Origin of the sequence: Enterococcus sp. AZ163 (assembly GCF_050498925.1) — a bacterium.
Lineage (GTDB): Bacteria > Bacillota > Bacilli > Lactobacillales > Enterococcaceae > Enterococcus_A > Enterococcus_A ferrettii.
This window is the reverse complement of sequence record NZ_JBIPAO010000001.1, coordinates 63174-88726: the sequence shown is the minus strand read 5'-3', so window position 1 is coordinate 88726 and position 25553 is coordinate 63174. Positions and strand designations below refer to the sequence as shown.

Below are 25553 nucleotides of genomic sequence, written 5' to 3'. Positions count from 1 at the left end.
TTAAACCAAGAGTTAAGGGAGAGCTATTTTGAAATATACAGTAGTAGGTGCAGGACTATTTGGTTCTGTTTTTGCGTTTGAAGCAGCAAAAGCCGGGCATCAAGTAAGAGTAATTGATAAACGAAATCATGTTGCTGGAAATATTTATACGAAGCAAATTGAAGGAATACAATTCCATCAATATGGGGCTCATATTTTTCATACGTCGAATGAAGAGATATGGGACTATGTAAATCAGTTTGCTGAATTTAACCGTTACACCAACTCACCTATCGCAAACTATCGTGATGAAATTTATAATTTACCTTTCAATATGAATACTTTCAACAAACTTTGGGGTGTTATATCACCTTTAGAAGCAAAAGTAAAAATTGATGAGCAGCGAGCTATTTTGAATGGAAGAAGTCCAGAAAATCTTGAGGAACAGGCAATATCTCTAGTAGGTACGGATATATATGAAAAACTAATAAAAAATTACACTGAGAAACAATGGGGAAGATCTTGCACAGAACTTCCACCCTTTATCATCAAACGTTTACCTGTAAGATTTACTTACGATAACAATTATTTTAATGATAAATACCAAGGTATACCTATCGGAGGATATACTCAAATAGTTGAAAAAATGTTAGATCATTCAAAAATCGAAGTAAATCTAAACGTAGACTTTTTTGAGAATAGGAAGGAACTCGAAGATGATGCGGATAAAATTGTGTATACAGGAATGATTGATCAATTTTTTGATTACACTTTAGGAACATTGGAATACAGATCACTGAAATTTGAAACCGAGATACTTGATATAGATAACTTTCAAGGAAATGCCGTAGTAAATTATACTGATTCAGAAAATAAATTTACCCGTATTATAGAACATAAACACTTTGAGTTTGGAACACAGCCAAAAACTATTATCACTAAAGAGTATCCAGAGGATTGGGAAAAGGGTGAGGAACCTTATTATCCTGTAAATGACATGAAAAATAATGATCTTTATGGTCAGTATAAAAATATGGCTAAGGAGAATAGTAAATACATATTTGGTGGACGCTTAGGTATGTATAAATATTTTGATATGGACAAGGTAATTTTTGAAGCGTTGAAAACAGCAAAAGTAGAGTTACGGTTAAAATAACTGTGTTTCTTAATTAATGAAACGGTTAAGAAACTTTTAGGTTTGATTGGAGAAGAAATATGGTCTATTTAGGGTTGCTAATAATGATAATTATATTATTTTTTAGTTTTTTGCTAAATCGAAACTTTGTATCACCAGTGTTCATTTTTTCAGGACTGTTCTCGCTTATAATATCATTAGCACTGTTAAAGCTCAATGATATAAGACAATTTACGGATACGGCTGTATATTCAATAGAGCTTGGAGTTCTTTTTTTTACTTTGGGTGCAATTTTAGTTAGAGTAATTTTTGATTCATCAAAGAGTAAAAAAGAATTGATTATGGAAAAAAATTTGGTGATTGATTGGAGATGGACGAAACTATTACTAGTATTGGTAACTGTCGGTACGATCATTACAGTATTTAATGTAATAAATTTATTGATGAGCGGAGGCGACTATTATCAAGTTAGAAGTAGTTTACTTGGATATAATGAAAGTGATTCTTTAATCAATAATTCCATATTAAATGGTCTGGTATATTATGTTGCTGGACCAGGGTTATATGCTTTAACACCATTAGCTATATATTTTTTCGCGATAAAAAGACATAAATATTTTTGTGTACTTGTTTTTCTTAATATTATACTCAATTCCTTCGCGACAGGAGGGAGAATCACATTTGTTTACGTGATAATACAATTTTTAGCAACGATGTCTTTTGTTAATATAAAATTATCAAAAAAAACAAAGAGAGTTTTATTATGTTTGATAGTTATGTCACTAATTTTTATTGGGATAATTTCAAATGCTCGTTCTAATAGAAGCATAGTAGAAATATTTTATGCCTATTTTTCAGGGCCAGTTGTTTTACTATCTGAATGGCAGAAAGTTGTCGATAACTCCAATATTTGGACATATGGACTAAGTTTTTTGTATCCTTTTTCTTATATTGTCAACACTATCTCAAATTTATTAGGAATCAAGTTTGATTTATTGAGCAATGTAGTTAGTCTACAAGGAAATCCACAAGAGGTTTGGATAAATGTTTTCCCTAATATGCCTATGAATGCTTTTGTGACAATGTTCTATTTTTTTTATCAGGATTTGAGATTCATCGGAATAATAATATACTCAACTTTATACGGTGCCTTTTGTAATTATATATATTGTAAAGCCTATATGAAGAGAAATGTAAAATATTTCATTATATATTTACTTGTAATAAAATCAGTTTTTGGAGCATTTATGATTTGGCAATTGGGTAGTACTAGCTTTTTTGTTAGTTTCGTTATGCTATTACTATGCTTAAAGCATTCTAAAGCAACAAAGGGGAGCCGATTAAATGACTATTAGTATTGTAATTCCTGTTTACAATGTACAAGGTTATCTAGAAGCGTGTTTGGAATCAATAATTAACCAATCATATAAGGATATTGAAATTATTTTAGTCAATGATGGTTCTACTGATAGATCTATTGAAATTTGTGAAAAATATATTTCTGTGGATTCTCGAATAAAACTCATTCATAAAGAAAACGGAGGGCAATCTGAAGCTCGAAATTTCGGAATTAAAGAAGCTGTTGGTGAATGGCTAACATTTATTGATGCTGATGATTACGTGACAAGTGATTACGTAGAGTATCTATATACACTAATTCAAGAATACTCTGCGGATATTTCAATTGGTTCTTTTACATATGTGACCAAAAATAAGAATACTGATCATAGCACTGGTGAAGTCACAGTAATGGATACCGAAACTGCGATCAAACGAATGCTTCTTAATGATGGATATGATATGGGGGTATGGGCAAAAATGTATCGCACAGAGTATTTTAAAAAGAATAATTTTCCTGTAGGTAAACTATTCGAAGATTCGTTAACTACATATGAGGTTATAGCTGAATCAAAGAAGGTAGTATTAGGATCAAAGTCTATTTATTATTATGTGAATCGATCAGATTCGACTGTGAATAGTTCTTTTAATATGAAAAAATTTGATTTAATAGAAATGAATTTAAAAAATGAGATATTCATAAAAACAAAATTTCCTAATTTATCTTTAGCGGCTCATCGAAGAGTAATATGGGCCTATTTTAGTACGTTGAACCAGTTAATAGTGTCTAATGATAAAAAGGTAATTGATAAATATGGACCTGATTTAATTACCTATTTATTGAGTCAAGGAAATTTTATTTTGAAAAATTCTTTTGTACCTTTGAGAGATAAAATAGGTTACTGTTTTTTAAAGCTATTCGGTATACGTGGCTATAAAAGCGCGTGGACAACATACCTAAGAATAACTAGGTAGATGAAAAAGTGAGGGAAAAAATGAGAACAGCTACTATAACATTACACTCAGCGCATAATAATGGTTCTTTTTTGCAAGCTTTTGCCTTACAAAAATCAATTATTGGCATGGGAGTTGAAAATCAAATTATCAACTATGTTCCACCTGCTCAGTACTCTTTATATCAAAATATTATTCTAAAAGAAGTGACACCAAAAGGTATCATAAAAGGTATGCTAAATATTTCTCAGTATAATAAGTTGAAAGAAAGAAAAAATCGATTCAATCGAGTTCAAGAATGCCTAGAAGTTACTGATAAGTTTGAGGATGAATCAGAATTCGATAAATTTGCTAATAAATATGATTGTTTAATAGCTGGAAGTGATCAAATATGGAATAGTGCAAGTATGCCTGATTTTACGTCTTTATATTTTTTACCCGTTAATAAATACAAAGTTGCATATGCACCAAGTTTTGGGAAATCGCTTGAAAAACAGTTTAGTGAAAAAAATGTGACCATGATCAGTGCTTTTGATAGGCTTTCAGTTCGTGAACAAAGTGCTCAAAAAGAGTTACAAAAAAGAATTCCTAGCAAAGATATCAATGTAGTGTTAGACCCAACTTTTCTACTTAATAAAGAAGAGTACGAATCATTGGTTAATGGTGCAAAATGTAAATACGAAGGAAAATATATTTTCTTTTATTGCATTAAAGCGAGTAATGATGTACTAAAGTCAGTTAAGGAAATTGGTGAAAAACTTAAATTACCGATAATTACCATCTTTACAGGTGTTAATACTTATAAGTGTCAAGTCTTCGGTCAAAAAGTGGATTTTGCTGCTGGACCTGAAGAATTTTTGAGTTATATAAAAAATGCTCAGTATGTAATTTCAAATTCGTTTCATGGAATAGTATTTTCAATTATTTACAATAAAATATTTTATCGTATTGCTGATGATGACAACGGGAAAATTAAAATTGATGAAAGACTAGATTCTATTTTAAACTTTTTAAACTTAAATCAGCAAAATTTGATTGCGGGTGAAAATCCAATATTAAATGAAGAAATTGATTATACACTGGTTAGTAAGAATCTAAATACCTTAATACATCAATCTTCGGGATGGCTAAAAGAGTCATTAGAATTAGCTGAAGAAAGTAGGAATTAATTTGAAAGAAGAAAAAATTCTAGTTTCTATAGTATTAGCTGCTTATAATGTTGAAAAATATATTGGGAAATGTTTGGATACGATTGTCAACCAAACTTACAATAATTTAGAAATTATTGTAGTTAATGACGGTTCTCCGGATAATTCTCAGAAAATAGTGGAAGAGTATGCAAAAAAAGATAATCGAGTAAAGCTGGTTTGTCATGAAAAGAATGAAGGATTGAGCGCTGCAAGAAATACTGGGTTAGCTCATGCTCAAGGAGATTTTGTATCATTTGTTGATAGTGACGATTATTTAGCAGAGGACTTTGTTGAATATATGCTTAAGATATATATAAAGACCAATGCGGATTTATGCTTGTCTATGAATATTTTTACAACCAAAGATAAAAAACAAATTACCCATGATAATATAACTACTTTATCTTCTGAAAAAGCGGTCGCTGAATTATTGTATCCTCGTATACGGATGGGTGTTTGGAATAAATTGTGGAGGCACGATTTTATTGTTGAGAATAAACTCAAATTTATACCAGGACAATCTACTGGAGAAGGACTTACTTTCATGACTAATGCTGCACAATATATTAATTGTGCAGGAGTGGGACAAAGAAAGGTTTATTGTTATCGATTGGATAATGAGAATAGTGCTACTACAAAGCCGAATGTTGAAAAACAAGGCATAGGAGCTTTAGAAGCCATGGAAATCATTGAAAATAACTTAGATTTTTCCTCTCCTATCGTAAGACACGCTTTTGATTATCAGATGTGGAGCACTTCCACTTATGCACTCAGACAAATTATTGATGCAAATAAAAAAGATGAGTACTATAGTCTATTTAACGATCTTGTCAAATATATAAGGAAAAATAGTCTTAAAATGCTTCATCCCAGTGTTGATTTACCGTTAAGAATGAGAATGATTGCAATATGTCGATGGGTCAATCCTATTTGGATAACCAAACTGTCTCTTTATCTTCGAAATCGTCATTTAAAAAATAGTTAATGATATCAGCGACTTATATAACTATGGAGGAGCCATGAATACTAACAGACGCATTGCAAAAAATACATTTTTTTTATATATTTTAACTTTATCCAACTATTTTTTAGGATTATTACTCTATCCATTCCTATCGCGTGTATTAAGCGTAGAGAAATTTGGATTAATTGGATTTTCGATGTCTTTCATCTTAATTTTTCAGATGATTGTAGAATATGGTTTTAATATTTCTACAACTGCAGATATTTCTAAACTTCGTTTAAATACTAAAAAGGTTAATGAAATAGTAACATCAGTAATATGGTCAAAAATTTTGTTATCAGGTATATCTATATTTATTTTCGCCTTTATTTCTCTACTTCTTCCTATGATTGGAAATAATATACTAATTGTTGGATTGTTTTTGATTGATTCGATAATAAAGGCAATGCTTCCTGATTTTTATTTTCGTGGTATTGAAGAAATGAAAACAATAACTATAAGAGCAGTCATTGCCAAATTTTTGTGTATATTGTTAGCCATAATATTTGTACATAGCGATAAACAAATAGTTCTTATACCTATTTCCTTTATTATCGGTGATTCTATGGCTTTAATAATCACTTTCATAATGATGTTTAAAAATGGAGTAAGAATATCAAAACCTAATTTTTCTGAGATATGCAAAATGCTAAGAGAAGGATTTTTGTTTTTTATTTCGAGATTGTCTGTTAGTATCAATAACTCTGTAGGCTCCTTTTTCTTAGGTCTAAGTTTTTCTCCAGCTTCTGTGGAATTAGGGATTTTGGCAGGGATAACGAAAATCACTACTGCTGGAGAAATGATGTTGACACCAATTAGTGATAGCATTTACCCCCATATGGTAAAAGAAAAAGACTATAAGCTATTGAAAAAGATTTTCATATATGGAGGAATTGTTTGGTTAGTTGGGTGTTCAATTGTTTTTCTTGGAGCAAATACAGTTTGTAGCATCATATTAGGTGCAAAATATTCTTCAGCAGGAGATTATCTTAGAATTTTGATGGTAAATAGTTTTTTTGCTTTTTTTAGTATATTTTTGGGATATCCTTCGCTATCTCCAATTGGAAAAGCTAATTATGCAAATGCGGCAATTCCTGTTGCGACCATTATAAATGTCTTAGCATGTCTCATGTTATGGATTTTTAATGCTATTACACTTGTCAGAATCCTTGTAATTATGAGTTTAATGAATATTATTCTGGTGATAATTCGAGGATCAGCATTCTACAAATACAGATATTTAATCCCTAAAAAGTAATTGTATCTAGAGGCATGATGTACCAGACCACTTGTCTAAATGCAAGTGGTCTAGTACCGTATTCGCTAACACTAATTTTAATCAAAAAGCATATGTATTGGGGATGTTTATCATAAAAAAAAGATTAATCAGTATAGATATTGCTAAAGGGATCACTATTTTACTAGTAGTATTTGGACATGCATTGCAAGGTGTAGTTGACAGTAACTCTTTATCTTTGGTTTCAAATAATTCTTCTGTTTATATACTAAAAGAAATCATCTATGGATTTCATATGCCTGCTTTTTTTATAATCAGTGGTTTGTTTTTGGATTCATGGTTATCAAAAAAGTTGAATCGAGCACTTAAACAAAAATTAACAAGACTTGTCTACCCATATTTTGTTTGGTCATTGCTAACTGCTTGTTTTATGCAAGTAGGATCAAGCTATACTAATAATAGCTTGGGCTTAAAGGAATTTCTACTATCTCCGATAGTGCCATTTTCTCAGTATTGGTTTCTTTACGTGCTCTTTTTCTTTTACTTAGTCACGTACATGATTCATTCTTTATTTAGAGATAAATACAAGATTTGTTTACTGATTATATCATTATTGATTTTTGTGATTAATCCAATAATTCCCAATGTTTGGATTATTGATTCTTTTAGTAAATATTTAGTATACTTTTCTATGGGTACATTTTTACTACCCTATTTCAAACAGAAACAGAAGGAAAAAAAATTCAAAATGATCTTGGTATGTATAGCTTTTATTGTGGTGAATTTTGTCTATGTGAATTTGCTATGGAGAGATTTAAAGTCAGCAACGTATTATTATTATTTAGTAACAGCCATAACTGGAAGTTTGTTGATTTTTGAAATATCAAGTCTGATTGCTAATACTACACATTTTAAAAGAGCAAAAAAAAATCTTGCATCTTTAGGGGAAAATTCTATGCAAATTTATGTGATGCATTTGATACCACTGGCTGGTCTCAGAATTGTTTGTGAGAAAATACTTAATATAAGCAATTTATGGATAATTATTTTAGTTACATTCTTTTTGTCTATGTTATTATGTATTTTTGCTTCGGGAATATTGAAGAAGTTCAACGTTCAAAGAATCTTTTTTGGATAATAATTAAAGGGAAAAGTGTTATTTTTTTTGAATAGTCGTTGTTCATACAGAAGTACCACAAGCAACAATTCTCTGCTATAATAACCAAAAACCAGAAAGGCTCCCCCTATGAAAAAAATCATCGCAGGAATTCTATCATTGATTGCCAGTTATGGCGTTATATACTATTTAGTTATGCCGACATTGATGCATTATCCGCGCTTGGCGGGGATGATGCATCGTTTTGTTTATACGGATGAGGCGTTGTGGGCGTTTTTGTTTTTGAGCTTGTGGTTGTTCTATATTCAGTGGGAGCGGCGGCAGCTGTGGACGGTTTATTTGTATTTGTTTTATAGTGTGTATGCGTTGTTGATGTTTATTGTGTTGTTTACGAAGGCGGAGCATTATCATGCATTGAACCTGGATATTCGGCAGGTGCCGTTGCAGTCGGAGGCGGCTGTGATTGAGTTTGTGTTGAATATTGGATACTTTATTCCGTTGGGGATATTGTATGGGATGCGGGCACGATTGGTTGAGGCAATTGTTTTGTCTTTGGTTACGATTTTTGGTATTGAGACGCTGCAATATGTTTTTTATTTGGGGACGTTTGATATTTGGGATGTTTTGACAAATTTTGCTGGCTGTATGATTGGGTATGGGTTATGTTGTCGGTTAAAGAGGCAGTTTAAAAAAGGTTAAGTCCGTCGTGGCTTAACCTTTTCTTTTTAATGGACCCGGTAGCGTAAGCGAAATTTATGGGGAGAGTAGCCTTTGTATTTGCTGAAGATTTTTGAGAAATGAGAATAGCTGGAGAAGCCAGTAAGCTGGGCGACTTCTTCGATTGAATAATTGGTTTTTCGCAGCAGCTCGCTTGCTTTGTTTAAACGAAATTGGATCAGGTATTGCTGCGGGCTGGTGGTAATATATCGTTTGAACAGTTTGAAAAGGTAGCTGCGTTCGATTTTGATTTGGTCGCAGATGTCGGTAATTTGTAATTCGTTATTGGCGTAATGTTGCTTAATAATGTCCATGGCGTTGAGGACATATTTCTCTCCTTCACTGGTGGAGAAGCGCAGGAGTTCTTCGTTTTGGGCAATCAGGCAATTGAAAAATTCGTAAATTTTTGCGTGGGCTCCGTAGAGCTGATTGCTTTCGGCGAAGTCGTAAATGGCTTTAAACAACGTGTCGATAGTTTCGAGGTGGTTGTATTTATACGTGAAGCTGCCTTCTAATAGTCCGGCTTTTTTTAAGATGGTTTCGCATTGACTGCCGCGGATACCGATCCAGCGGTAGCTCCAGGGATTGCCTGAGAGCGGGTAGTAATTGTTTTTGGTATCGGGGGGAATGACAAAGCCTTCGCCAGCGGAAAGTCGGTGAACTTCGTCGTTAATAAAAAACAGGCCTTCGCCTTCTAAGATAAAGTGAATCAGGTAGTAATCGATTTTTTCGTATTGATATGGTTCGCGTGGTTTGACATCTTCAAAGCCGCATTCAAAAAGAGTCAGCTCTTGGCTAAGTAGTTCTTGCGTTTGAAAGGTTCCTACAGAATTAAACATATTTTCTCCCCTTATTCAACATGATGACATATAGTAGCAACAAAATCCCCTTGGAAGTAGTCTTATTATAATTTATTATGAAAGCGTAATCAATGGGTCCGGACCCCGATTATCGAATTACAGTTAGGAGAATGATTATGGAGACACGGAAGAAAATAAGTCCAGCTGCGTTGTTGTTAATGACGTTTACGGCAGTGTTTGCGTTTAACAACATTATTAACAACAGTATCAGCATTGGACTGGCTTCGATTCCAGCTTATATCTTTGCGACCCTTTGTTACTTTTTCCCATTTGGGTTGATGATTGGGGAGTTTGCTTCAGCCAATAGTGAGTCTGAATCAGGCGTTCACAGCTGGATTAAATCATCTTTAGGGGAGAAATGGGCCTTTTTAGGTGCTTGGTCGTACTTTTTTGTTAATTTATTTTACTTTACTTCGTTGCTGCCGCAAATTTTGATTTATGCTTCCTATACCTTCTTGGGACGGAATGTTTTTGCGGGAAATCAGGCAACATTGATCATTTCGTTAGTATCGATCGTCCTTTTCTGGTTGGCGACTTATGTATCGATTAAAGGGGTTAGCTGGATTTCGATTATTACCAGTGTGTCGGGAGTGGCACGGTTATTATTGGGAATTGGTTTTATTGTCTTAGCCTTTATTGTGGTGACCTTTTTAGGGGAGCCGGCTGCCCAAACCTTCACTGCTCAGTCTGTGGCACCGAAATTTAACTGGACTTTTTTCATGACGATGGCTTGGATTCTTCAGGCAGTAGGCGGTGCAGAAAGCGTGGGTGTTTACATTAAGGATGTCCGTGGTGGAAACAAAGTGTTTGTGCGGACGATGTTAATCACGACTTTATCTATCGGTTTAATATATTGCTTAGGTTGTGTGGCAGTAGGATTAGTGGTACCGCAGGAAACCTTAGCTAATAACTATTCGAATGGGTTGTTTGAAGCTTTCACAATTTTAGGCCATCATTTTGGGATTGGCAACATTGTGACAAATATTGTGGGGTTGATCATGCTGTTTAGTGCCTTGGGGTCTTTGGTGTTGTGGACAGCGGCTCCAGTGAAGGTTTTGTTTTCGGAAATTCCTGAAGGGATCTTTGGGAAATGGATGACTAAAACCAATGAGGAAGGGAATCCAACGAATGCGTTACTGGTTCAAGCGATTGTTGTAACGGTATTGTTGATTATTCCGGCTTTAGGAATTGGTTCGGTGGATACGTTGCTGCAGACGCTAATTAATATGACAGCGGCGACTTCATTGATTCCGGTATTGTTCTTGTTGATTGCATACATTGTACTGCGCTTGAAAAAAGAGGATATGCCTAGAAGCTTTAAAATGGGAAGTCGGAAAACAGGGATTGTTGTAGGTAGTTTAATTTTGGGCTTTTTCTTGGTGGCCTTCTTCATTTCGACTTTCCCATCACCCTTTGAAATCATGGCTTATTTGCAAACGGGCGTTGTAGCTGAAGGTTCAGCTAATCCACTGTTTGTTTTAACCTACAATGTCTTGGGAATTGTCATCTTCTTGGGCTTTGCCTGGGTTTGTTACCAACGCTATGAAAAAAAGAATAAAGTATTAAAAGGAGCCAATGAGCATGCATAAATTAAAACGCTGGGAAAATCATCAGCTGAATCATATCAACCGTTTGCCGGAAAGGGCGCATTATTATAGTTACTTTAGTCAAGAGGATGGACAACAGGGCTACACTCAGGCACGAAACTATCAAAGCTTAAATGGGGATTGGCGCTTTCTGTTCTTAGCAGCACCTGAGTATTCCCCCGTTGATTTTTACCAAGTGGACTGCCAAGAGGAACAATGGGATACGATTCCAGTTCCGAGTAATTGGCAGCTGCAGGGCTATGGCAAGATGCACTATTCAGATTTGTGGTACAATTTTCCGATTATTCCGCCAAAAGTACCGACGGAGAATCCTACGGGGATTTATCGGCGAACGTTTGAACTGAATGAGGTAGAGGTCAATGAACGCTATTTACTGAAATTTAATGGCGTGGATTCGGCTTTTGAGGTTTATGTGAATGGCGAGTTCGTGGGCTACAGCAAGGGTGCTCGGCTGCAAAGCGAGTTTGATCTTTCTGACTTTGTAAAGTCTGGAAGTAATCAGCTAACGGTTCGAGTTTTCCAATGGTCAGATGGAACGTATTTGGAGGATCAAGACATGTGGTGGCTGAGCGGGATTTTCCGCGATGTCGAATTCTATTCGCTTCCTCGTGCTGGGTTGTATGATTTAACGGTAGTCGCGACTACCGATGATACGTATCAAATAGGCCAGTTAATGGTGACTCCACAGCTTTCATCTGTTGAGGGACAAACGATTCGTTATCGTCTAAGCCTGGCTGATGAACTAGTTATGGAGAAAACATTGTCAGCTGGTGAAGTGCTGCAGGAAGAGTTGGAAGCTGTGAAGCTCTGGTCAGCTGAGACACCTACCTTGTATTTGCTTGAAATTGAAGTGCTGCAGGATGGTTTAGTTGAATATATTCCATTGAATATAGGGTTCCGTCGAGTGGAGGTCCAAGGGAAGCAATTCTTATTCAACGGGCAGCCAATCATTCTAAAAGGGGTGAATCGGCACGATTATAGTCCTGAGAACGGACGAGTGGTAACTCGAGAAAGTATCGAAAGTGATATCCAATTGATGAAGCAGCACAATATCAACGCCGTTCGGACTTCTCATTATCCTAACGCTCCTTATTTTTATGACTTGTGTGATGAATACGGTATGTATGTGATTGATGAAACGGATTTGGAGTGTCATGGTTTTGAGTTGACCAACGACTACGACTGGATTTCCAATAATCCTCAGTGGGAAGCAGCCTATGTGAATCGCCTGTCACGGATGATTCATCGCGACAAGAACCATCCTTCGATTATTATGTGGTCGCTGGGAAATGAATCGGGGTTTGGGAATAATTTCCGGACGATGGCAGCCTTTGCCAAGGCGACCGATCCAACACGCTTGGTTCACTATGAAGGGGATTTCGAAGCTGAGGTTACTGATGTGTATTCAACTATGTATACTTGGCTGGAGCATGACGAAAAATTAACCATGACTGAAGTGATTGAAAAGACGCAAAAGCCCCACATTCTTTGCGAGTATGGGCATGCGATGGGCAATGGTCCCGGAAATCTGAAGGAATACCAAGAATTGTTTTATACGCATGATCAATTACAAGGCGGCTTTATTTGGGAATGGTTTGATCAAGGGATTCAATCGGTTGATGATACCGGAAAGACCTACTATAAATACGGCGGTGACTTTGGTGATGTGCCGAATAATAGTAATTTTTGTATTGATGGTTTGCTGCAGCCGGATCGGACCGTTTCTACCAGCTTGATCGAGCTGAAGAAAATTTTCGAACCGTTTGAGTTAAATGTGGTGAATCGTCAGGCAGGAGTCTATCAGCTGATCAATCATCTAGAATTCACCGCTACCGATGCGTATGATTTTTACTATGAACTGCAGATTGAAGGAGAAGTAGTTGAAGAGGGTGCTTTAACTATACCAGCAATTAAACCACAGCAACGAGGAACCTTCACTTGTCTGACTAAAATTAATGCAGGATCTGAACAACTGGTTACCTTGCACGTAATTACCCAAGTGAAAAAAGCGACGAAATGGTGTGAAGCTGGTTTTGAATTGAGTCGTTCAGTAGTAAAGGTACAAGAGCCTCAGCTTTTAAAATCAACGACGGAGGCAACTGTGGCGTTTGAAGAGCAACAAACTAGTCTACAGATAACGACGAATAATGGGCTCTTTACTTTTGACAAAGTGCTTGGCGAGCTTACTATTAAACGAAATGACCAGCAGCTGAGTGGTCCAATGATGAACTTCTGGCGAGCACCGATCGATAACGACATGTATCTGATTGAGGAATACTACAACAAGTACTTCATGAATTTATGGCATGAAACGTTAATTGATTTTAGTTATGAGGCCACGTCGGACCAATGTGTAATCACGATCCAAAAATATTTGGGAACGACAAACAGCTCTTGGTACTTCGATATTCGTCAAAGTTATACTATTTTCGGCGATGGAAAGATGACTGTAATGATCGATGGCATTGCGAATGGTCGAAAAGATCAGGCACCCGCAATGATTCCACGTATTGGAGTTAAAATGGTCTTGCCAAAAGTCTATGAGTCAGTGACGTATCGTGGCTTGGGCCCTCATGAAAATTATTGCGATTCTCGTGAATCGGCTTATCCAGGGGTGTTTAAAGATACGGTGGCTGGAATGTATGTACCTTATGTGTATCCGCAGGAGCATGGAAATCGAATGGAAATGGACTATTTGGAGTTAAACGGCGACAATCAAGCCATAAAAATTCAAGCAGCGGACAAATTAAACTTTAGTGTGTCTCATTTTGCTGATGAAACCTTGGAAAAGGCAAAGCACACCAATGAGATGGTAGAGGACGAGGCGACTTATCTATACTTGGATTATAAGCAAAATGGTCTTGGCAGCAATGCCTGCGGACAGGATCAGTTGCAGAAATATCGTTGTACCTTTGATGATTTTTCTTTTGGCTTTACTTTTGAATAGAGGGTAAAACTTCCGCTATCTTTCCGTCAACTATGATAAAATGAACTCGTAAGTTGTTGATGGGGGGAGTACAGATGACGGAGGGGTTTACCTTTCGAGGGTTGAATTTAATACCAATTGGGGTAGCATTAAGTCCAGAAGAGCTAAAGACAAGGATGACGTTTGAGGGTGCGATTAGTTATGAACGATTGAAGGATTCGAGCTTTGTCTATTTTATGATGACCAAGCATGACTTGGAAGAGCTGCTGGAGAAGCTAGGACCGCTTGATCCAGAAATACCGGCTTTGTATCAGATTAAGGGTTCGTTGATTTCAAGTCGTTTAAAGGATGAAACAGTGGATGGCTATTATTTGCCAACACAATGGGGTTTCATCCGGGTAAATTTATTGGAAGAAGAGGAGACGTCAAAATAGACGCTCCTCTTTTTTTGTTTAGCGAAAGCTTCCCCAGCTTGACCCAGTTCGGATAGTTCCATTCGAGGGTCCCGTTGCTAAATAGGCCACATGCCCATCTGCTCGCGGCTGACGAATCCAGACATAGCTGTTTTGATGAGCAAAGGCATCGTAATGAACCTCAGCCCCTGCTGGCAGTACGGCCAAACTTTGGGCATCAGCAGAAGGTTCTGCTCGGAGATGAATCGCGGTATTCAAGGTAAAGATACCTTTTTCCGCAGTTCCCCAACTTGGAGCAGGTGATGGAGCAGCTGGAGATGCGCCATCGGTAAAGTAGCTAAGCGGCTTCGTGCCTGCCAAACGGTTTAAATCCAAAGCGCCTGCATAACCTGCAAGTCGGCCAACCGAGGTATATTGGTGTAAATCGTAGTGAGTGGTTGCCGTTGGATTCGTACCTTGATAGCTGCCAGTATTTGCACCATAAGTTGGCAGCCAAATACCGTCAAAATTCTCGGTAACTAGATTGAAGGTGCTGTAAAGGTGATTGGCGATATAAGCCCCGACTTTTTTACCGGATAAATCTTTGAGTTTGCGACGGCAGCATTCTATACCACCGCGCATGTCTGACATGGATTGTTCTTCAACATCCAGCCAATAAAAGGTTGGATTGTACTGTTTAGCACGTTCGTAGAAGATCCGAGCTTCTTCCTCCATGTCATTGTGGTTGACGCCTCGAACCCAAGCATAGACGGCGACTGGTACACCTAAGGCTTGGAAATTCTCAATGTGTGTTCGGTAATGCTTGTCTTCATAAGCTGAGCCGTATTGTACACGGACGATTACGTGAGCAACCTGTTCAGCCAGCTGTTGGTAGTTCATTTGCGACGGCACCTGCCATTCGCTGATATCTAAAATAATTGGTTGGGTCATGTTCTCTCTTCTTTCCTTCAGGTATTTGGCAAGCTTGCTAACCCAATCATGCCTGAAAGGTCCGGTAGAAAACAACTGCAATAATTATACTTTAAGAGTAAACTCCTCGTTCTTCATTTATTGATACAAGCGAAGTTGGTATTCGAATTTTTCAACTATAACAAAAATTAGTTCTGTTGGATAAAGACCTGAAGAGATTAGTAATAAAATCAAGGGCTTTTGTTAGAGAATTCCAGAGATTTAAGAAGGCGGAGGAATAGTAAGTCTGGTGCTGATTTCTTCGGACTGAGAAAGCGAGTCAGTCCGAAATGTAGCCTTTTTTTGTCTATGTATAATAAGAAGCTAGCTAGACTTGCAGGAGGTTGCACTAGTAGCTACCTCCTGATAATCAAAGCTTAACAGTTGGAATTGGGTCAACTAAGGCCCGTTTTAATCCATTTTCGAATTTTTGGCGAATAGAAAGATCAACTAAGTCATTTAGATACTTGATGTCAGAAATCGTCGGAAAGATATCTGTCACGATGCAATTTTCCTTCTTTAGGGTGGTTAAGCAGGTGATAATAAAGTCGAAATCGCTTAATTCGGCCTCATTATCAGGTGCATTGCAAAACTCATCATAATCAATTACTTCAAAAGCCAGATTATTCGTAAAGGAGTTGTTCAATTGATAAGAAAATAGTTCGCTGTGTTCTTTATCATAGGTATACAAAACGCCAACCCGTTTCTTTTCCTGATGCTCATTGATTAACCGTGTTAAGGTGGTTTGATTGATCAATAGTGAGTACATTAATTCATAAAACAATCCATCATTTCCGATGGCCGTTCGTAAGTGCAGAATTTCCTGGTAAAGCTTCTCAGAAAGTTCTTTTGAGAAACAGCTGTTTTGTTCGAAAAAATTTAGGACAAAGCGCTGTTTTTTCTTGTTCAAAATATAATTAGGTCCTACATAAAGCAAAAGAGCTACGTCAATGACACGGTTATCGTCAAAAGAATGCGGGCAATCAAATAGGGCATACAAGGTTTCGAAAAAGGTAATGATCGAGCTCTTTTTTCTAACCAATTCGGGCATCGTGATCGTTTCCTCCAAAAACTGGTACAGTTGTGAAAAGATGCCATTGAGATAGCCAGAAAAGTTTACAGAGAAGGTCTCCTCGAAATCTTGATAGCTAAATACAAGGTTAAATTCTTCAGCATTATCAAACTCCTGTGTTAGGAATTCTGGAAAATGTTTGCTTAGCTTAATAATTACCCAAATCCATGTTTTAAGACGTTGCTTGTCTTGAAGCCCGCCAACTAGAGGTAAATTGGTGAAGCTTAGAACAAGCTGATCCAATAGTTGATTCTCCTTAGGTGAAATATAGTCATCTAAAAAATCATACTTTTCGAACATATAGGCAATGAAAAAAGCACAAATTTTATGATAGTCTCCCTGGAATCTAAACGGAGAATCACTCAAGGAAAAACCATAGGATTCACAAACCTGCTTTAGGGTGTGACGTAATTGGTTGCATTGAGACCGGCTAATACCAAAACGTTGAACAATTTCCTTCGTTTGAATAAAAGGATTCAGGAAAATGATCTCCAACAATTGGAGCTGAATCGATTGCTGATAGAAATAGCGATAAATTGTACTATAGTTGGTACGGTTATTCCGTCTAAGAAAATAGGTACCTTTCCCCTTTTGGATATAGAAAAAATCGGTTGATTGTTTTACTTCATCAATATAAGTGCGAATGGTCTGTTTAGAAGCGCCGGTCAATGACTCCAATTCTTCAATGGTTATCTCATTCTTTTCTAAAAAAGCCTCCATGATGAGTAGCTGAGCTTGATGTTTTGTCGATAATAATTGCTTCATAGGTCCACTTCCTTCAGTAATATGTGTATTTGATGAATATCCATTTAGAACAAGGATATAAGAATCAGTGATAATTTTAACCTCCATTATAACAAAAAAATAATGGAAACGAATAGGAAAAATATTTTTTGGTATTTTGTATCTATTGGTTAAAAAAATAATTTTTGAAGATACAAAAAGAATCAGTGTATTAGAATAAGCTAATAAAAGGTTCATTAGCATATGAAAAACTAGTTTTTGCTGTTAAAAATAAAATAATGAAGAAAAATGAGTTGAATAGAACTAATTTTATGTTGTTAGATGTTGATTGTCTTGACAATCTGTCACTTATTAACTGAAAGTTATAAATAATGTTTTTCGGTTTTTATTGCTCTTGGAATAAACTCACATTATACATTTAGATATGAAATGAAGCCAATAATTGGCATTTTATTTAGAATAAGTAAGGGTTGTTCGAGGCAAACAGCATCCATATATTCAAAGGAATGGAGATTTTTTAATGCAAAAAATTTTAGTGTTAACTAGAAATGTTTTAAATGAACAAGATCTACAGGAGAATATTCAACGTCTTAGTCATGAAGTATACTGCACTTTTTGTGATTTTGACCAATTAAACAATAAAGTCTTCTTGATGAATATCGTTAATTTTTTCCCAGTAGTGATAATTAGTGAGACAATCTCGGATCATCAAATGGCAGAAATTTTGAAGGTTTTGAATACAAGTGATATCAAAGTCTTCAGAAAAGTTGAGTGCCTGCCGGATAAACAAGACCGGGAACAATATGCATCATTGGAAATTGATGATTGGATCGAAGCTTCTGATACCTTTGAAGTGCTGCGTGAGAAACTGGAGCGCACTTCATCTGCTAATACAGCGCAAGTAGAGATGACTAATGGATCTTCCAGCATTAACACACCGAACCAATTTTATTTGGCAGAAGGTGAACAATTCTTGCGGGCATTGCGTAAGCTTTCCAGCAATGAAAGAAAAGTTTTCTACTATTTAGTATCCGTAGAAAACAAAACGATTTCTCGAAAATCGATTTGCGAACATATTTGGTCAGACGAGCTAACAAACTCTCAGCTTTCTTCATTGTCTAACATTGTTAAAAAGATTCGTGGTAAGTTCCAAGATGTCGGTATTCATGATGAAATCATCAAGAACCATTGGAAAAAAGGCTATGCCTTTACTGACAAGTTCTGGCAATTGATTCAACTGGCAAAATCAGAAGGTCAATTAGCTGGATAATAAGAGTCACGGATAAGAGAATACAAAGAGTAACGCAGGTTAGAAAATTCGCCTGCGTTACTCTTTTCTTAAGGAGAGGAAATATTGAAGAAAAAATTATTGACAACGGGATTGCTGGCTATTCTTATCGGTGGCAATCTAATAAATACGGCCGTCGTTTTTGCTGAAACTGTTCCAGCAAAAGCTGAGAGCCAAGAGTCAGAGTCGGTTTTACCTAGTACCACGGATTCATCAGCTGCGATACCAGAGGCGACAACGACAGAAAAAGTACCAGAATCAGCTGCCACTACTGCTTCTTTGACTGAAGAAACAACAAGCAGCAGTGAGACGGAAAGTTCATCAACTCCAAAATCTGCTGCAGCACCCAAGGCTGCCAGTGTGATTACCGATTCTTTATTAGCTAAGGGAACATTGTTAGCAATGGATGGTACTGAATATAGCCAAACGGAACGGACAAGAACCTTGAATAATACACCGGTTCGCTTGATGCTGGATTTTGTGATTGAAGATCAGGATTATGCGCCAGGCTCTACTTATGAGCTGACGTTGCCGGAGCATTTAGGTTTTTCAGCTGGAAGCGGCACGATTAAGAATCTTGAAGCAACCTGGCAGGTATCACCTGAGACGCGGACCTTGACGATCCAATTTGCTCAACGCATCACGGATGCAACCTTCTCATTAGAGTTGAAAAGCTACCTATATACAGATAGCCAGCCGCTAGTGGATGTAGCAATTGATAGTCAGCAAAAAAACAGTTATCCGATTGATTTATATGAGACTGTCGATCCGATTCGCTACAGTGAAACCAAAGCGGTAATGGGGCTGAATGGTACGGTTTATTACAATTTGGATCGGACTTTAGCTGGTCAGGAAACCTTGACCCTTTCCTTGACAGATACTCCAGGAGCAGTATTTGAAAAAGAGGAGCAAGCACCTTTAAGTGTTTACGAATACGATGTTGATATTAAAGGAAATGTCTTGCCGGAAAGTGAGCATTTGCTAAGTGAAGGCAGCGATTATACGCTAACCAGCAATACCTTATACGATACCTCAGTGGAAATTAATCAGCTGAATCAGCAGAAAGCATACGGTGTGCGGCATAATTTTACAACCGGACTAGAAGCTGTCACAGATTATACATATTCATACAATAAGGGCTATCCTACAACTGGCTTTGGTTCAGTTAAATTGAAGCGAACCACGGCTCAATATGGTGGTCTATCCTTAACTGCTAAAAGCAGTAAAAATCAAAAAGAAGTGTATTACCGGTCGTACGATTCAGTGATGTCTGGCAGCATGTATAATAAAGGGGATTATTCCCTCTATATTCACCAGACTCCTACGAAAATGAAGGCTGGAGAGCAAATTATTTTAACGAGTCAAAATGGTCAAGCGTTTGAAAGTATTCAACTGACAGCCAATACAGGTGCCTTTGAAATGGTTAATGTGGATGAATATTTTGATGTGAAAAAGGATGGTGCTACCGCTACTGTAACGGCGAAGAAAGACAGTACGTTGCGCATTGGAATGTTTCGGGTGAAGGTTCCCTTCAATGGTAAGGACATCATTATCAATGTGGAATCGCCGTTAATCAAAGGGAAATCTTTTAAAATTGTTGAGGATACATTTGTACAGCCGATTTCTATTTTAAATCCTAACAATGTAGAAACAGCCTGGGGGAACTACACTGAAAATGGGGCCTACATGTCAGATACTACTGTGGGTGTTGAAGGAAGTACTAGTGCACCGATTAAAAATCTAGAAATCGCCATTGAGCATCCGAAGTATTTAACGCTTCGGCAGGTGCCTGAGGTTTCCTTCTATTACAAGTTGGGACAGGATTATACGATTACACCAACTGAAAAAGGTAGTGTGATTAAATTTACTACCCCGATTACGCATTCAGTTCAGATTGATTTAGGCTTTAACTACGTTCCCGACAGTCTAGCCGTAAATGTTGCAATTCCGATTGATAAACTGCCAGTAACTCTTAAGGCTGATGGGTACGAAACGATAAATACCACTGTAACTACTGGAAGGAAGCAATATTCGGAAATGACGCTGCAGGCTAAAGAGAACCAGTTTTTGGTGAATCCTCGGCAGGATACTCGAGAGAATCTTGTGGTGCAAGCGAAGGCTCCAGAAAAAACGGACGTCGTTTTTAATATTTACGATATATCCAATGATAAGGAAGTAGGCGTTTACCCTCAATATTGGTATTATGGATTGTTTTTAAAGAATCCTATGAATGAACAGGATGAAGGCTATCCAGAGGTGGCTTATGATAAAGAGAGTCAGACGTATACCTTTGATTTTGGTAATACCAATAAGCGTTACATTATTGAGTGGAAGTATGCCAATGGTTGGAGTGATGGACCAGCAGTAGCGGTTCAAGGACGGAATAAGGATCCACTTTATAACGATCGAGAATTGACCGCAACTGCTCAAGTAACCAATAAAGCTAGTACAATTATTGAAGCAGCGCAAAGTGCGGTTCCTGAAGTCAATAATCTGACCACTACTACGGTTAAAACACAAAATATTGATGATAAGACTAAAAAGGTTGTTAATCCGACGATTGAATTGTTTACCAAAGGCAATACCAATGCGTCGATTGATTTGAACTCGATTCGTGTGTCGGGTGTTTCTCAGGAAAGCTATCAGGTTGAAGCAACTGCCACAGGGGCGAAGCTTATTTTTTCTGACTATACCTTAACGCAAAATATCGAAATAACCTATAATGTGATTTCGCAAAATGCCGGACAGGTTTCGACAGCAGCGACAATCAGCTCTGAAAGTACCGAAGGGCTTAACGAGGCATCTCGTACGGCTGAAACAGCAACTTTAAACTTGAAGTTTTCGGCTGGTGATTCTGAAGGGATCGTTTATAAAACACAAGCAGAATTCCAAGTATTTGATTCTGATGAGAAAACAAAAGCAATTTCTGAGGTGGACTTGAAGCTGGTGGATAAGGTGACGGGTCAGACGTTAACCTTTACTACTGATGAAACAGGCAGCTATTTGTTTGATGAAATTATGTCTGGTAAATACGATTTGTATGTGGCCAATGCACCGGCTGGTTATATAATTCCAGACGAATACATTCAAGGCAAAGAAATTCAGCTGGTCAAAGAGAAAAATACGATTTTGGTGTATCTAGATCCTGTGCCAGATTTTAGCAGTGTTGCTGCTAAAGACTCAACACTTTATACTGGGGATTCTTGGACGGCTTCAGATAACTTTGTGTCAGCGACTAATACGGCTGGCGAAGAAATGACCTTGGATCAGTTAACTGTTGAAGGTACTGTGGATACTGCAGTTGCCGGAGATTACCCAGTGACTTATAAAAACGGGGCTAAGAGCGCAGTTGCGATGATTCATGTGCTAGACAATCAAGAGCAGATAGCTGCTAAAGATTCGACGATTTATGCTGGAAGTCAGTGGAAATCAGAGGATAATTTCGTTTCGGCTAAAGACAAAACCGGAGCAGCCGTTCCTTTTAGTCAAGTTTCAGCAGCTGGTTCAGTCGATACGAATAAACCGGGGCAGTACGAAATTACTTATTCCTACAACTCTGCACAAGCAGTTGCGATTGTAACAGTCATAGCGAATCAGACAAGTGTGGAAGTAAAAGATTCTACCATTCATGTGGGGGATAAATGGACGGCTGCTGATAATTTTATCAGTGCCACGAATCAGGCCGGAGAGTCGGTTGACTTGGATCAATTGACAATCAAGGGTGCTGTGGATACCAGCAAAGTCGGCAGCTATAAAGTGACCTATCAAAATGGTGCAAAGAGTGCAACAGCGACAATAACGGTGGTAGACGAGCATGAAACGATTGCAGTGAAGGATTCGACAATTTATGTAGGAGATTCCTGGGAGGCAGCTGATAACTTTGTGTCAGCTGCTGCTAAAGATGGCAGTTCGGTTGAATTCAATCAAGTGGTGGTAGCAGGCACGGTTGATCCAGAAAAGGCTGGTACTTACAAGGTTACCTATAGTAATGGAACAGCTAGTGCAGTTGCAACGATTGTGGTAAAAGACAATTTAGCAAGTCTCTCTGTAGCAGATTCAACGATCTATGTTGGTGAAGGATGGCAACCAGCCGATAATTTTGTGTCAGCTGCCGATCGTGATGGCAAAGCAATTAATTTCAAAGATGTTCGATCAAAAGGTGAGGTAGATACCAATAAAGTAGGGGTGTATGAAGTAACGTACACCATTGCACAGACGGGTAAATTTAGTGAGAATCTTTTGCAAAAACTCCTAGCTACCGAAAAAACAGTAACTGCAACGGCCAAGATTAAGGTAGTTGAGAAGAAAAAAGACGACGAGAAGACGGATAACTATACTGGAACGAAGGATAAAGATTCTACAGATTCATCAGATCCAATTGATTCAGTAGGTTCAGCAAATACAGCAGGTCCAACGAATACAGCAATTCGAAAAGTAACGCCAGCCAATAGCCAGACGCTTCCTAAAACGGGAGAAAAGAGTCAAACCTGGTTGTACGCTTTAGGGATTGTTTGTATAGCAGCCGCTGGCTATCTTTGGTGGCGGAAGAAAACAAAATAAACGGATAGTTGATTGAAACAGCTCATTGTTTTTCAGAGCCGAGAGCTCTTGTTTAAATTTTACAAACTACTATACTATAGCTAGTGAGAAACTTTACCAAGACAGTAGTAAATGAGAGTTGGAGGAATGAAAAACGATGAAACTAGCAATTATTCTAGAAACGAAAGAACACGAGAAAGCTTGGAATGCCTTCCGCTTTGGGGTTGCCAGCTTGAAAAAACAGCACGAAGTCAAATTCTTTCTAATGGGTGAAGCGGTGGAAGTTGAAGCGATTGTTGATGAAGAATATGATGTACCGGCTGAAATGAAAAAGCTGGAAGAAAACGGTGGAGAGCTGTTAGCCTGCGGTACTTGTCTAAAATCACGACAATTGGAGGATCAGACCAGCTGTCCGATTTCTACAATGTTTGATTGTGTGGAAATGGTGGAGTGGGCAGATAAGGTCGTTACTTTTTAAGTGTCTCAAACAGATTCTTTGCTATCAGCTATTGAACATGCTACCTTTAACTTATAAAAAGTAAGTAAGGAGGATGAACGATGAAAGCTTTATACGATGCCGGACAAGCTGGTGGCAAGAATTTACTGTTGCTTCACGGAACAGGTGGCGACGAACGTTCATTAGTAGATATCGCCCGCTTTTTAGATGGCAGCGGCCGTATTCTCTCTTTTCGCGGCGAAATCCAAGAAGAGGGCATGAATCGCTTTTTCAAACGCAATGGCTTAAATCAATTTGATTTCGAGAGTTTGGAAGAAGAAACGGACAAGCTGCTATCTGCGATTGAGAATGAGAGTAAGGACAAAGGTGTAGCCATGGAGGATTGGATACTTGTTGGATATTCCAATGGTGCCAATATTGCGGCTCATTTATTATTGGAGCGGGAAACACCCTTGAAAAAAGGCCTGTTTTTCCATCCAATGTCTTTAGAGGTCCATACGAAGACCTTTGATTTATCCGATAAACAGGTCTGGCTGTCTTACGGCGGCGATCGTGACCCAATTGTTAGTCAAGAGTCCTTTGATGAGCTGGTCACGGCCTTCCAAAAACGCAATGGAAATGTAACTGTTGAAAAAACAAGTGCGGGTCACCAAATTAATATGGAAGAACTGCAGTCTGCCCGTAATTGGTTAGCAGGGATGTAAGCAGATTAGTTGCAAAAAGCGTTAATAATGCCTACTCTTAACTAAAGAGGAGGTCATGATTATGACAGACACAAGCAAAGAAATAAAAGATGCAAAAGACAAAACAAAGGGTAAAGCCAACGAAACTGCTGGCAAAGTCAGAGGAGACAAAAGCCAAGAGCTAAAAGGCAAAGGCCAATCCCTTGGTGCTGACCTTAAGAATGATGCTCGCCACCTAGGTGATGAGATCAAAGAAGAAGGCCACAAGTTAAAAGAAAAGTTCAGCAAGAAAAAAGAAGATTAAAATTACTGACTGACGATCCTAACGGATGGTCAGTTTTTTTGTGGGTAAAGAAAAACAGCAGCCAGCCTCTTTTTCAAGAGATTCTAGCTGCTGCCTAAGGGTCTTTTTCGAAAGACCGCTTCATGTTATTCTGTTAGGAATTTCTCAATTGCTTGACCATTCTGCTGTGCATCCAATTCAATCACACTACCACTTTCAGTATAGTCGTTGAATTGCCAAGAGCCATCCACAGGAACAGCCAAAGTTTCTACTTTTTCGGTTTCGCCTAAAGCAAAGTCTTTTCCGACACTTAACATAGTGCTTTCTGGTACGTTAGTTTCAACATATCCCAGTAGCTTGCCGGTTGTTTTAGGCAGTTTTGTTAAGGTAGTTACATTAGTAATTTGGCTGGCAATAGCCTCCATTACTTGCTGCTGGCGTCGAACTCGACCAAAGTCGCCTTCCTCGTCTTCACGGAAGCGCGAATATTGAAGCAAGGTATTGCCATCCATTTTTTGTTTGCCCTTTTCAATGAAAACACCGTCTAAATCCAAATCTTTTTCCGCATCAATGCTGACACCTTTAGGGAACAACGTATCTACGGCATCTTTGAAGTGATCAAAGTCAATAACGACATAATATTGAATCGGCAGATCAAAGTTTTCTTCCAGTGTTTTTCGGACTAGTTCAATTCCACCGTACGAATAGGCAGCGTTGATCTTGTCCATCCCGTGCCCAGGGATATCTACATAGCTGTCTCGCATGATCGATACCAATTTGGGGACCTTTTTGGATTGGTCATAGTGGGCGACCATCAACGAATCCGATCGTCCGCGGTCTTCTCCGCGGGAATCTGAACCGATAATCAGCACATTCAAGTCGTTAACGTCGGGTGCTTTTGTCCCGTTAAACTCAATGGATGCCTCAGTCGTTTTATTTTTAGATGATTCATAGCCGTTAATAAAAGAAAAAGCAAAATAGCCTTCTACGAGTACAATAACGCCTAGCAGGATCAAAAAACCCCGTTTGACAGCTTTCATAAATAACCCTCATTTCTAGTGAT

General features: G+C 37.8%; 20 protein-coding genes. 16 read left to right on the top strand and 4 right to left on the bottom strand.

Annotation, left to right across the window (positions count from 1 at the left end; genetic code table 11):
- Window positions 1-25 precede the first annotated feature (25 nt).
- The 8 genes from glf to IGI46_RS00405 all read left to right on the top strand — a co-directional run bounded on the left by glf (window position 26) and on the right by IGI46_RS00405 (window position 8652).
- The gene (gene glf, locus IGI46_RS00440) at window positions 26-1135 is read left to right on the top strand and encodes a UDP-galactopyranose mutase (protein ID WP_429973938.1); all 1110 of its coding nucleotides are present in this window, start codon (window positions 26-28) and stop codon (window positions 1133-1135) included.
- A gap of 59 nt (window positions 1136-1194) precedes the next feature.
- Window positions 1195-2469, top strand: a complete 1275-nt coding sequence (locus IGI46_RS00435) for an O-antigen polymerase (protein ID WP_429972625.1) — start codon at window positions 1195-1197, stop codon at window positions 2467-2469.
- Window positions 2459-3427, top strand: a complete 969-nt coding sequence (locus IGI46_RS00430) for a glycosyltransferase family 2 protein (protein WP_429972624.1) — start codon at window positions 2459-2461, stop codon at window positions 3425-3427. The genes IGI46_RS00435 and IGI46_RS00430 overlap by 11 nt, the downstream gene beginning before the upstream one ends.
- Window positions 3428-3447: 20 nt before the next feature.
- The gene (locus IGI46_RS00425) at window positions 3448-4575 is read left to right on the top strand and encodes a polysaccharide pyruvyl transferase family protein (protein WP_429972623.1); all 1128 of its coding nucleotides are present in this window, start codon (window positions 3448-3450) and stop codon (window positions 4573-4575) included.
- Between the two features lies 1 nt (window position 4576).
- Entirely contained in the window at window positions 4577-5581 is a 1005-nt protein-coding gene (locus IGI46_RS00420; RefSeq protein WP_429972622.1) for a glycosyltransferase family 2 protein, read from the top strand.
- A 34-nt stretch (window positions 5582-5615) separates the two neighbouring features.
- On the top strand, window positions 5616-6857 hold the full coding sequence (locus IGI46_RS00415; protein WP_429972621.1) for an oligosaccharide flippase family protein: 1242 nt from the start codon (window positions 5616-5618) through the stop codon (window positions 6855-6857).
- A 103-nt stretch (window positions 6858-6960) separates the two neighbouring features.
- Entirely contained in the window at window positions 6961-7974 is a 1014-nt protein-coding gene (locus IGI46_RS00410) for an acyltransferase family protein (RefSeq protein ID WP_429972620.1), read from the top strand.
- A gap of 108 nt (window positions 7975-8082) precedes the next feature.
- Window positions 8083-8652 carry a VanZ family protein gene (locus tag IGI46_RS00405; protein ID WP_429972619.1) on the top strand — a complete coding sequence of 190 codons (570 nt, stop codon included), beginning with the start codon at window positions 8083-8085 and terminating at the stop codon, window positions 8650-8652.
- Between the two features lie 26 nt (window positions 8653-8678).
- Here IGI46_RS00405 and IGI46_RS00400 read toward each other — a convergent pair whose 3' ends face one another.
- Window positions 8679-9509 carry an AraC family transcriptional regulator gene (locus tag IGI46_RS00400; protein WP_207704134.1) on the bottom strand — a complete coding sequence of 277 codons (831 nt, stop codon included), beginning with the start codon at window positions 9507-9509 and terminating at the stop codon, window positions 8679-8681.
- Window positions 9510-9640: 131 nt separating this feature from the next.
- Between IGI46_RS00400 and IGI46_RS00395 the strand changes: the two genes are divergently transcribed.
- The 3 genes from IGI46_RS00395 (at window position 9641) to IGI46_RS00385 (ending at window position 14497) form a co-directional block, all read left to right on the top strand.
- Window positions 9641-11119 (top strand): amino acid permease, encoded by a 1479-nt coding sequence (locus IGI46_RS00395; protein ID WP_429972618.1) that lies wholly within the window; start codon window positions 9641-9643, stop codon window positions 11117-11119.
- Window positions 11112-14084: a beta-galactosidase subunit alpha gene (ebgA, locus tag IGI46_RS00390; protein ID WP_429972617.1), complete on the top strand. Its 2973-nt coding sequence runs from the start codon at window positions 11112-11114 to the stop codon at window positions 14082-14084. Before IGI46_RS00395 ends, ebgA begins: the two co-directional genes overlap by 8 nt.
- Window positions 14085-14158: 74 nt before the next feature.
- Window positions 14159-14497 (top strand): hypothetical protein, encoded by a 339-nt coding sequence (locus IGI46_RS00385; protein ID WP_207704137.1) that lies wholly within the window; start codon window positions 14159-14161, stop codon window positions 14495-14497.
- A gap of 18 nt (window positions 14498-14515) precedes the next feature.
- On the opposite strand, the gene IGI46_RS00380 is transcribed toward IGI46_RS00385, so the two are convergent.
- Both IGI46_RS00380 and IGI46_RS00375 read right to left on the bottom strand, forming a co-directional pair.
- The gene (locus IGI46_RS00380; RefSeq protein WP_429972616.1) at window positions 14516-15406 is read right to left on the bottom strand and encodes a GH25 family lysozyme; all 891 of its coding nucleotides are present in this window, start codon (window positions 15404-15406) and stop codon (window positions 14516-14518) included.
- A 388-nt stretch (window positions 15407-15794) separates the two neighbouring features.
- Complete coding sequence (locus IGI46_RS00375; RefSeq protein ID WP_429964381.1) at window positions 15795-17261, bottom strand: helix-turn-helix domain-containing protein; 1467 nt, start codon at window positions 17259-17261, stop codon at window positions 15795-15797.
- 499 nt (window positions 17262-17760) lie between these two features.
- On the opposite strand from IGI46_RS00375, the gene IGI46_RS00370 reads away from it, so the two are divergent.
- The 5 genes from IGI46_RS00370 (at window position 17761) to IGI46_RS00350 (ending at window position 24511) form a co-directional block, all read left to right on the top strand.
- Window positions 17761-18510 carry a winged helix-turn-helix domain-containing protein gene (locus IGI46_RS00370; RefSeq protein ID WP_429964380.1) on the top strand — a complete coding sequence of 250 codons (750 nt, stop codon included), beginning with the start codon at window positions 17761-17763 and terminating at the stop codon, window positions 18508-18510.
- A gap of 84 nt (window positions 18511-18594) precedes the next feature.
- Window positions 18595-23088, top strand: coding sequence for a bacterial Ig-like domain-containing protein (locus tag IGI46_RS00365; protein WP_429972615.1), 4494 nt, complete (start codon window positions 18595-18597; stop codon window positions 23086-23088).
- Between the two features lie 136 nt (window positions 23089-23224).
- On the top strand, window positions 23225-23545 hold the full coding sequence (locus IGI46_RS00360) for a DsrE/DsrF/TusD sulfur relay family protein (protein ID WP_207704142.1): 321 nt from the start codon (window positions 23225-23227) through the stop codon (window positions 23543-23545).
- Window positions 23546-23625: 80 nt separating this feature from the next.
- Window positions 23626-24228 carry an alpha/beta hydrolase gene (locus IGI46_RS00355; protein WP_429964378.1) on the top strand — a complete coding sequence of 201 codons (603 nt, stop codon included), beginning with the start codon at window positions 23626-23628 and terminating at the stop codon, window positions 24226-24228.
- A gap of 55 nt (window positions 24229-24283) precedes the next feature.
- Complete coding sequence (locus tag IGI46_RS00350) at window positions 24284-24511, top strand: CsbD family protein (RefSeq protein WP_429964377.1); 228 nt, start codon at window positions 24284-24286, stop codon at window positions 24509-24511.
- Window positions 24512-24636: 125 nt separating this feature from the next.
- Here IGI46_RS00350 and IGI46_RS00345 read toward each other — a convergent pair whose 3' ends face one another.
- On the bottom strand, window positions 24637-25530 hold the full coding sequence (locus tag IGI46_RS00345; RefSeq protein ID WP_429964376.1) for an LCP family protein: 894 nt from the start codon (window positions 25528-25530) through the stop codon (window positions 24637-24639).
- Window positions 25531-25553 lie beyond the last annotated feature (23 nt).

What these genes read in the sequence shown, in the direction of transcription:
- IGI46_RS00435 (WP_429972625.1), top strand. Translation starts at nt 1,195, where the DNA reads ATGGTCTATTTAGGGTTGCTAATAATGATAATTATATTATTTTTTAGT.
- IGI46_RS00430 (WP_429972624.1), top strand. Translation starts at nt 2,459, where the DNA reads ATGACTATTAGTATTGTAATTCCTGTTTACAATGTACAAGGTTATCTA.
- IGI46_RS00425 (WP_429972623.1), top strand. Translation starts at nt 3,448, where the DNA reads ATGAGAACAGCTACTATAACATTACACTCAGCGCATAATAATGGTTCT.
- IGI46_RS00415 (WP_429972621.1), top strand. Translation starts at nt 5,616, where the DNA reads ATGAATACTAACAGACGCATTGCAAAAAATACATTTTTTTTATATATT.
- IGI46_RS00410 (WP_429972620.1), top strand. Translation starts at nt 6,961, where the DNA reads ATGTTTATCATAAAAAAAAGATTAATCAGTATAGATATTGCTAAAGGG.
- IGI46_RS00405 (WP_429972619.1), top strand. Translation starts at nt 8,083, where the DNA reads ATGAAAAAAATCATCGCAGGAATTCTATCATTGATTGCCAGTTATGGC.
- IGI46_RS00400 (WP_207704134.1), bottom strand. Translation starts at nt 9,509, where the DNA reads ATGTTTAATTCTGTAGGAACCTTTCAAACGCAAGAACTACTTAGCCAA.
- IGI46_RS00395 (WP_429972618.1), top strand. Translation starts at nt 9,641, where the DNA reads ATGATTATGGAGACACGGAAGAAAATAAGTCCAGCTGCGTTGTTGTTA.
- ebgA (WP_429972617.1), top strand. Translation starts at nt 11,112, where the DNA reads ATGCATAAATTAAAACGCTGGGAAAATCATCAGCTGAATCATATCAAC.
- IGI46_RS00385 (WP_207704137.1), top strand. Translation starts at nt 14,159, where the DNA reads ATGACGGAGGGGTTTACCTTTCGAGGGTTGAATTTAATACCAATTGGG.
- IGI46_RS00380 (WP_429972616.1), bottom strand. Translation starts at nt 15,406, where the DNA reads ATGACCCAACCAATTATTTTAGATATCAGCGAATGGCAGGTGCCGTCG.
- IGI46_RS00375 (WP_429964381.1), bottom strand. Translation starts at nt 17,261, where the DNA reads ATGAAGCAATTATTATCGACAAAACATCAAGCTCAGCTACTCATCATG.
- IGI46_RS00370 (WP_429964380.1), top strand. Translation starts at nt 17,761, where the DNA reads ATGCAAAAAATTTTAGTGTTAACTAGAAATGTTTTAAATGAACAAGAT.
- IGI46_RS00360 (WP_207704142.1), top strand. Translation starts at nt 23,225, where the DNA reads ATGAAACTAGCAATTATTCTAGAAACGAAAGAACACGAGAAAGCTTGG.
- IGI46_RS00355 (WP_429964378.1), top strand. Translation starts at nt 23,626, where the DNA reads ATGAAAGCTTTATACGATGCCGGACAAGCTGGTGGCAAGAATTTACTG.
- IGI46_RS00350 (WP_429964377.1), top strand. Translation starts at nt 24,284, where the DNA reads ATGATTATGACAGACACAAGCAAAGAAATAAAAGATGCAAAAGACAAA.
- IGI46_RS00345 (WP_429964376.1), bottom strand. Translation starts at nt 25,530, where the DNA reads ATGAAAGCTGTCAAACGGGGTTTTTTGATCCTGCTAGGCGTTATTGTA.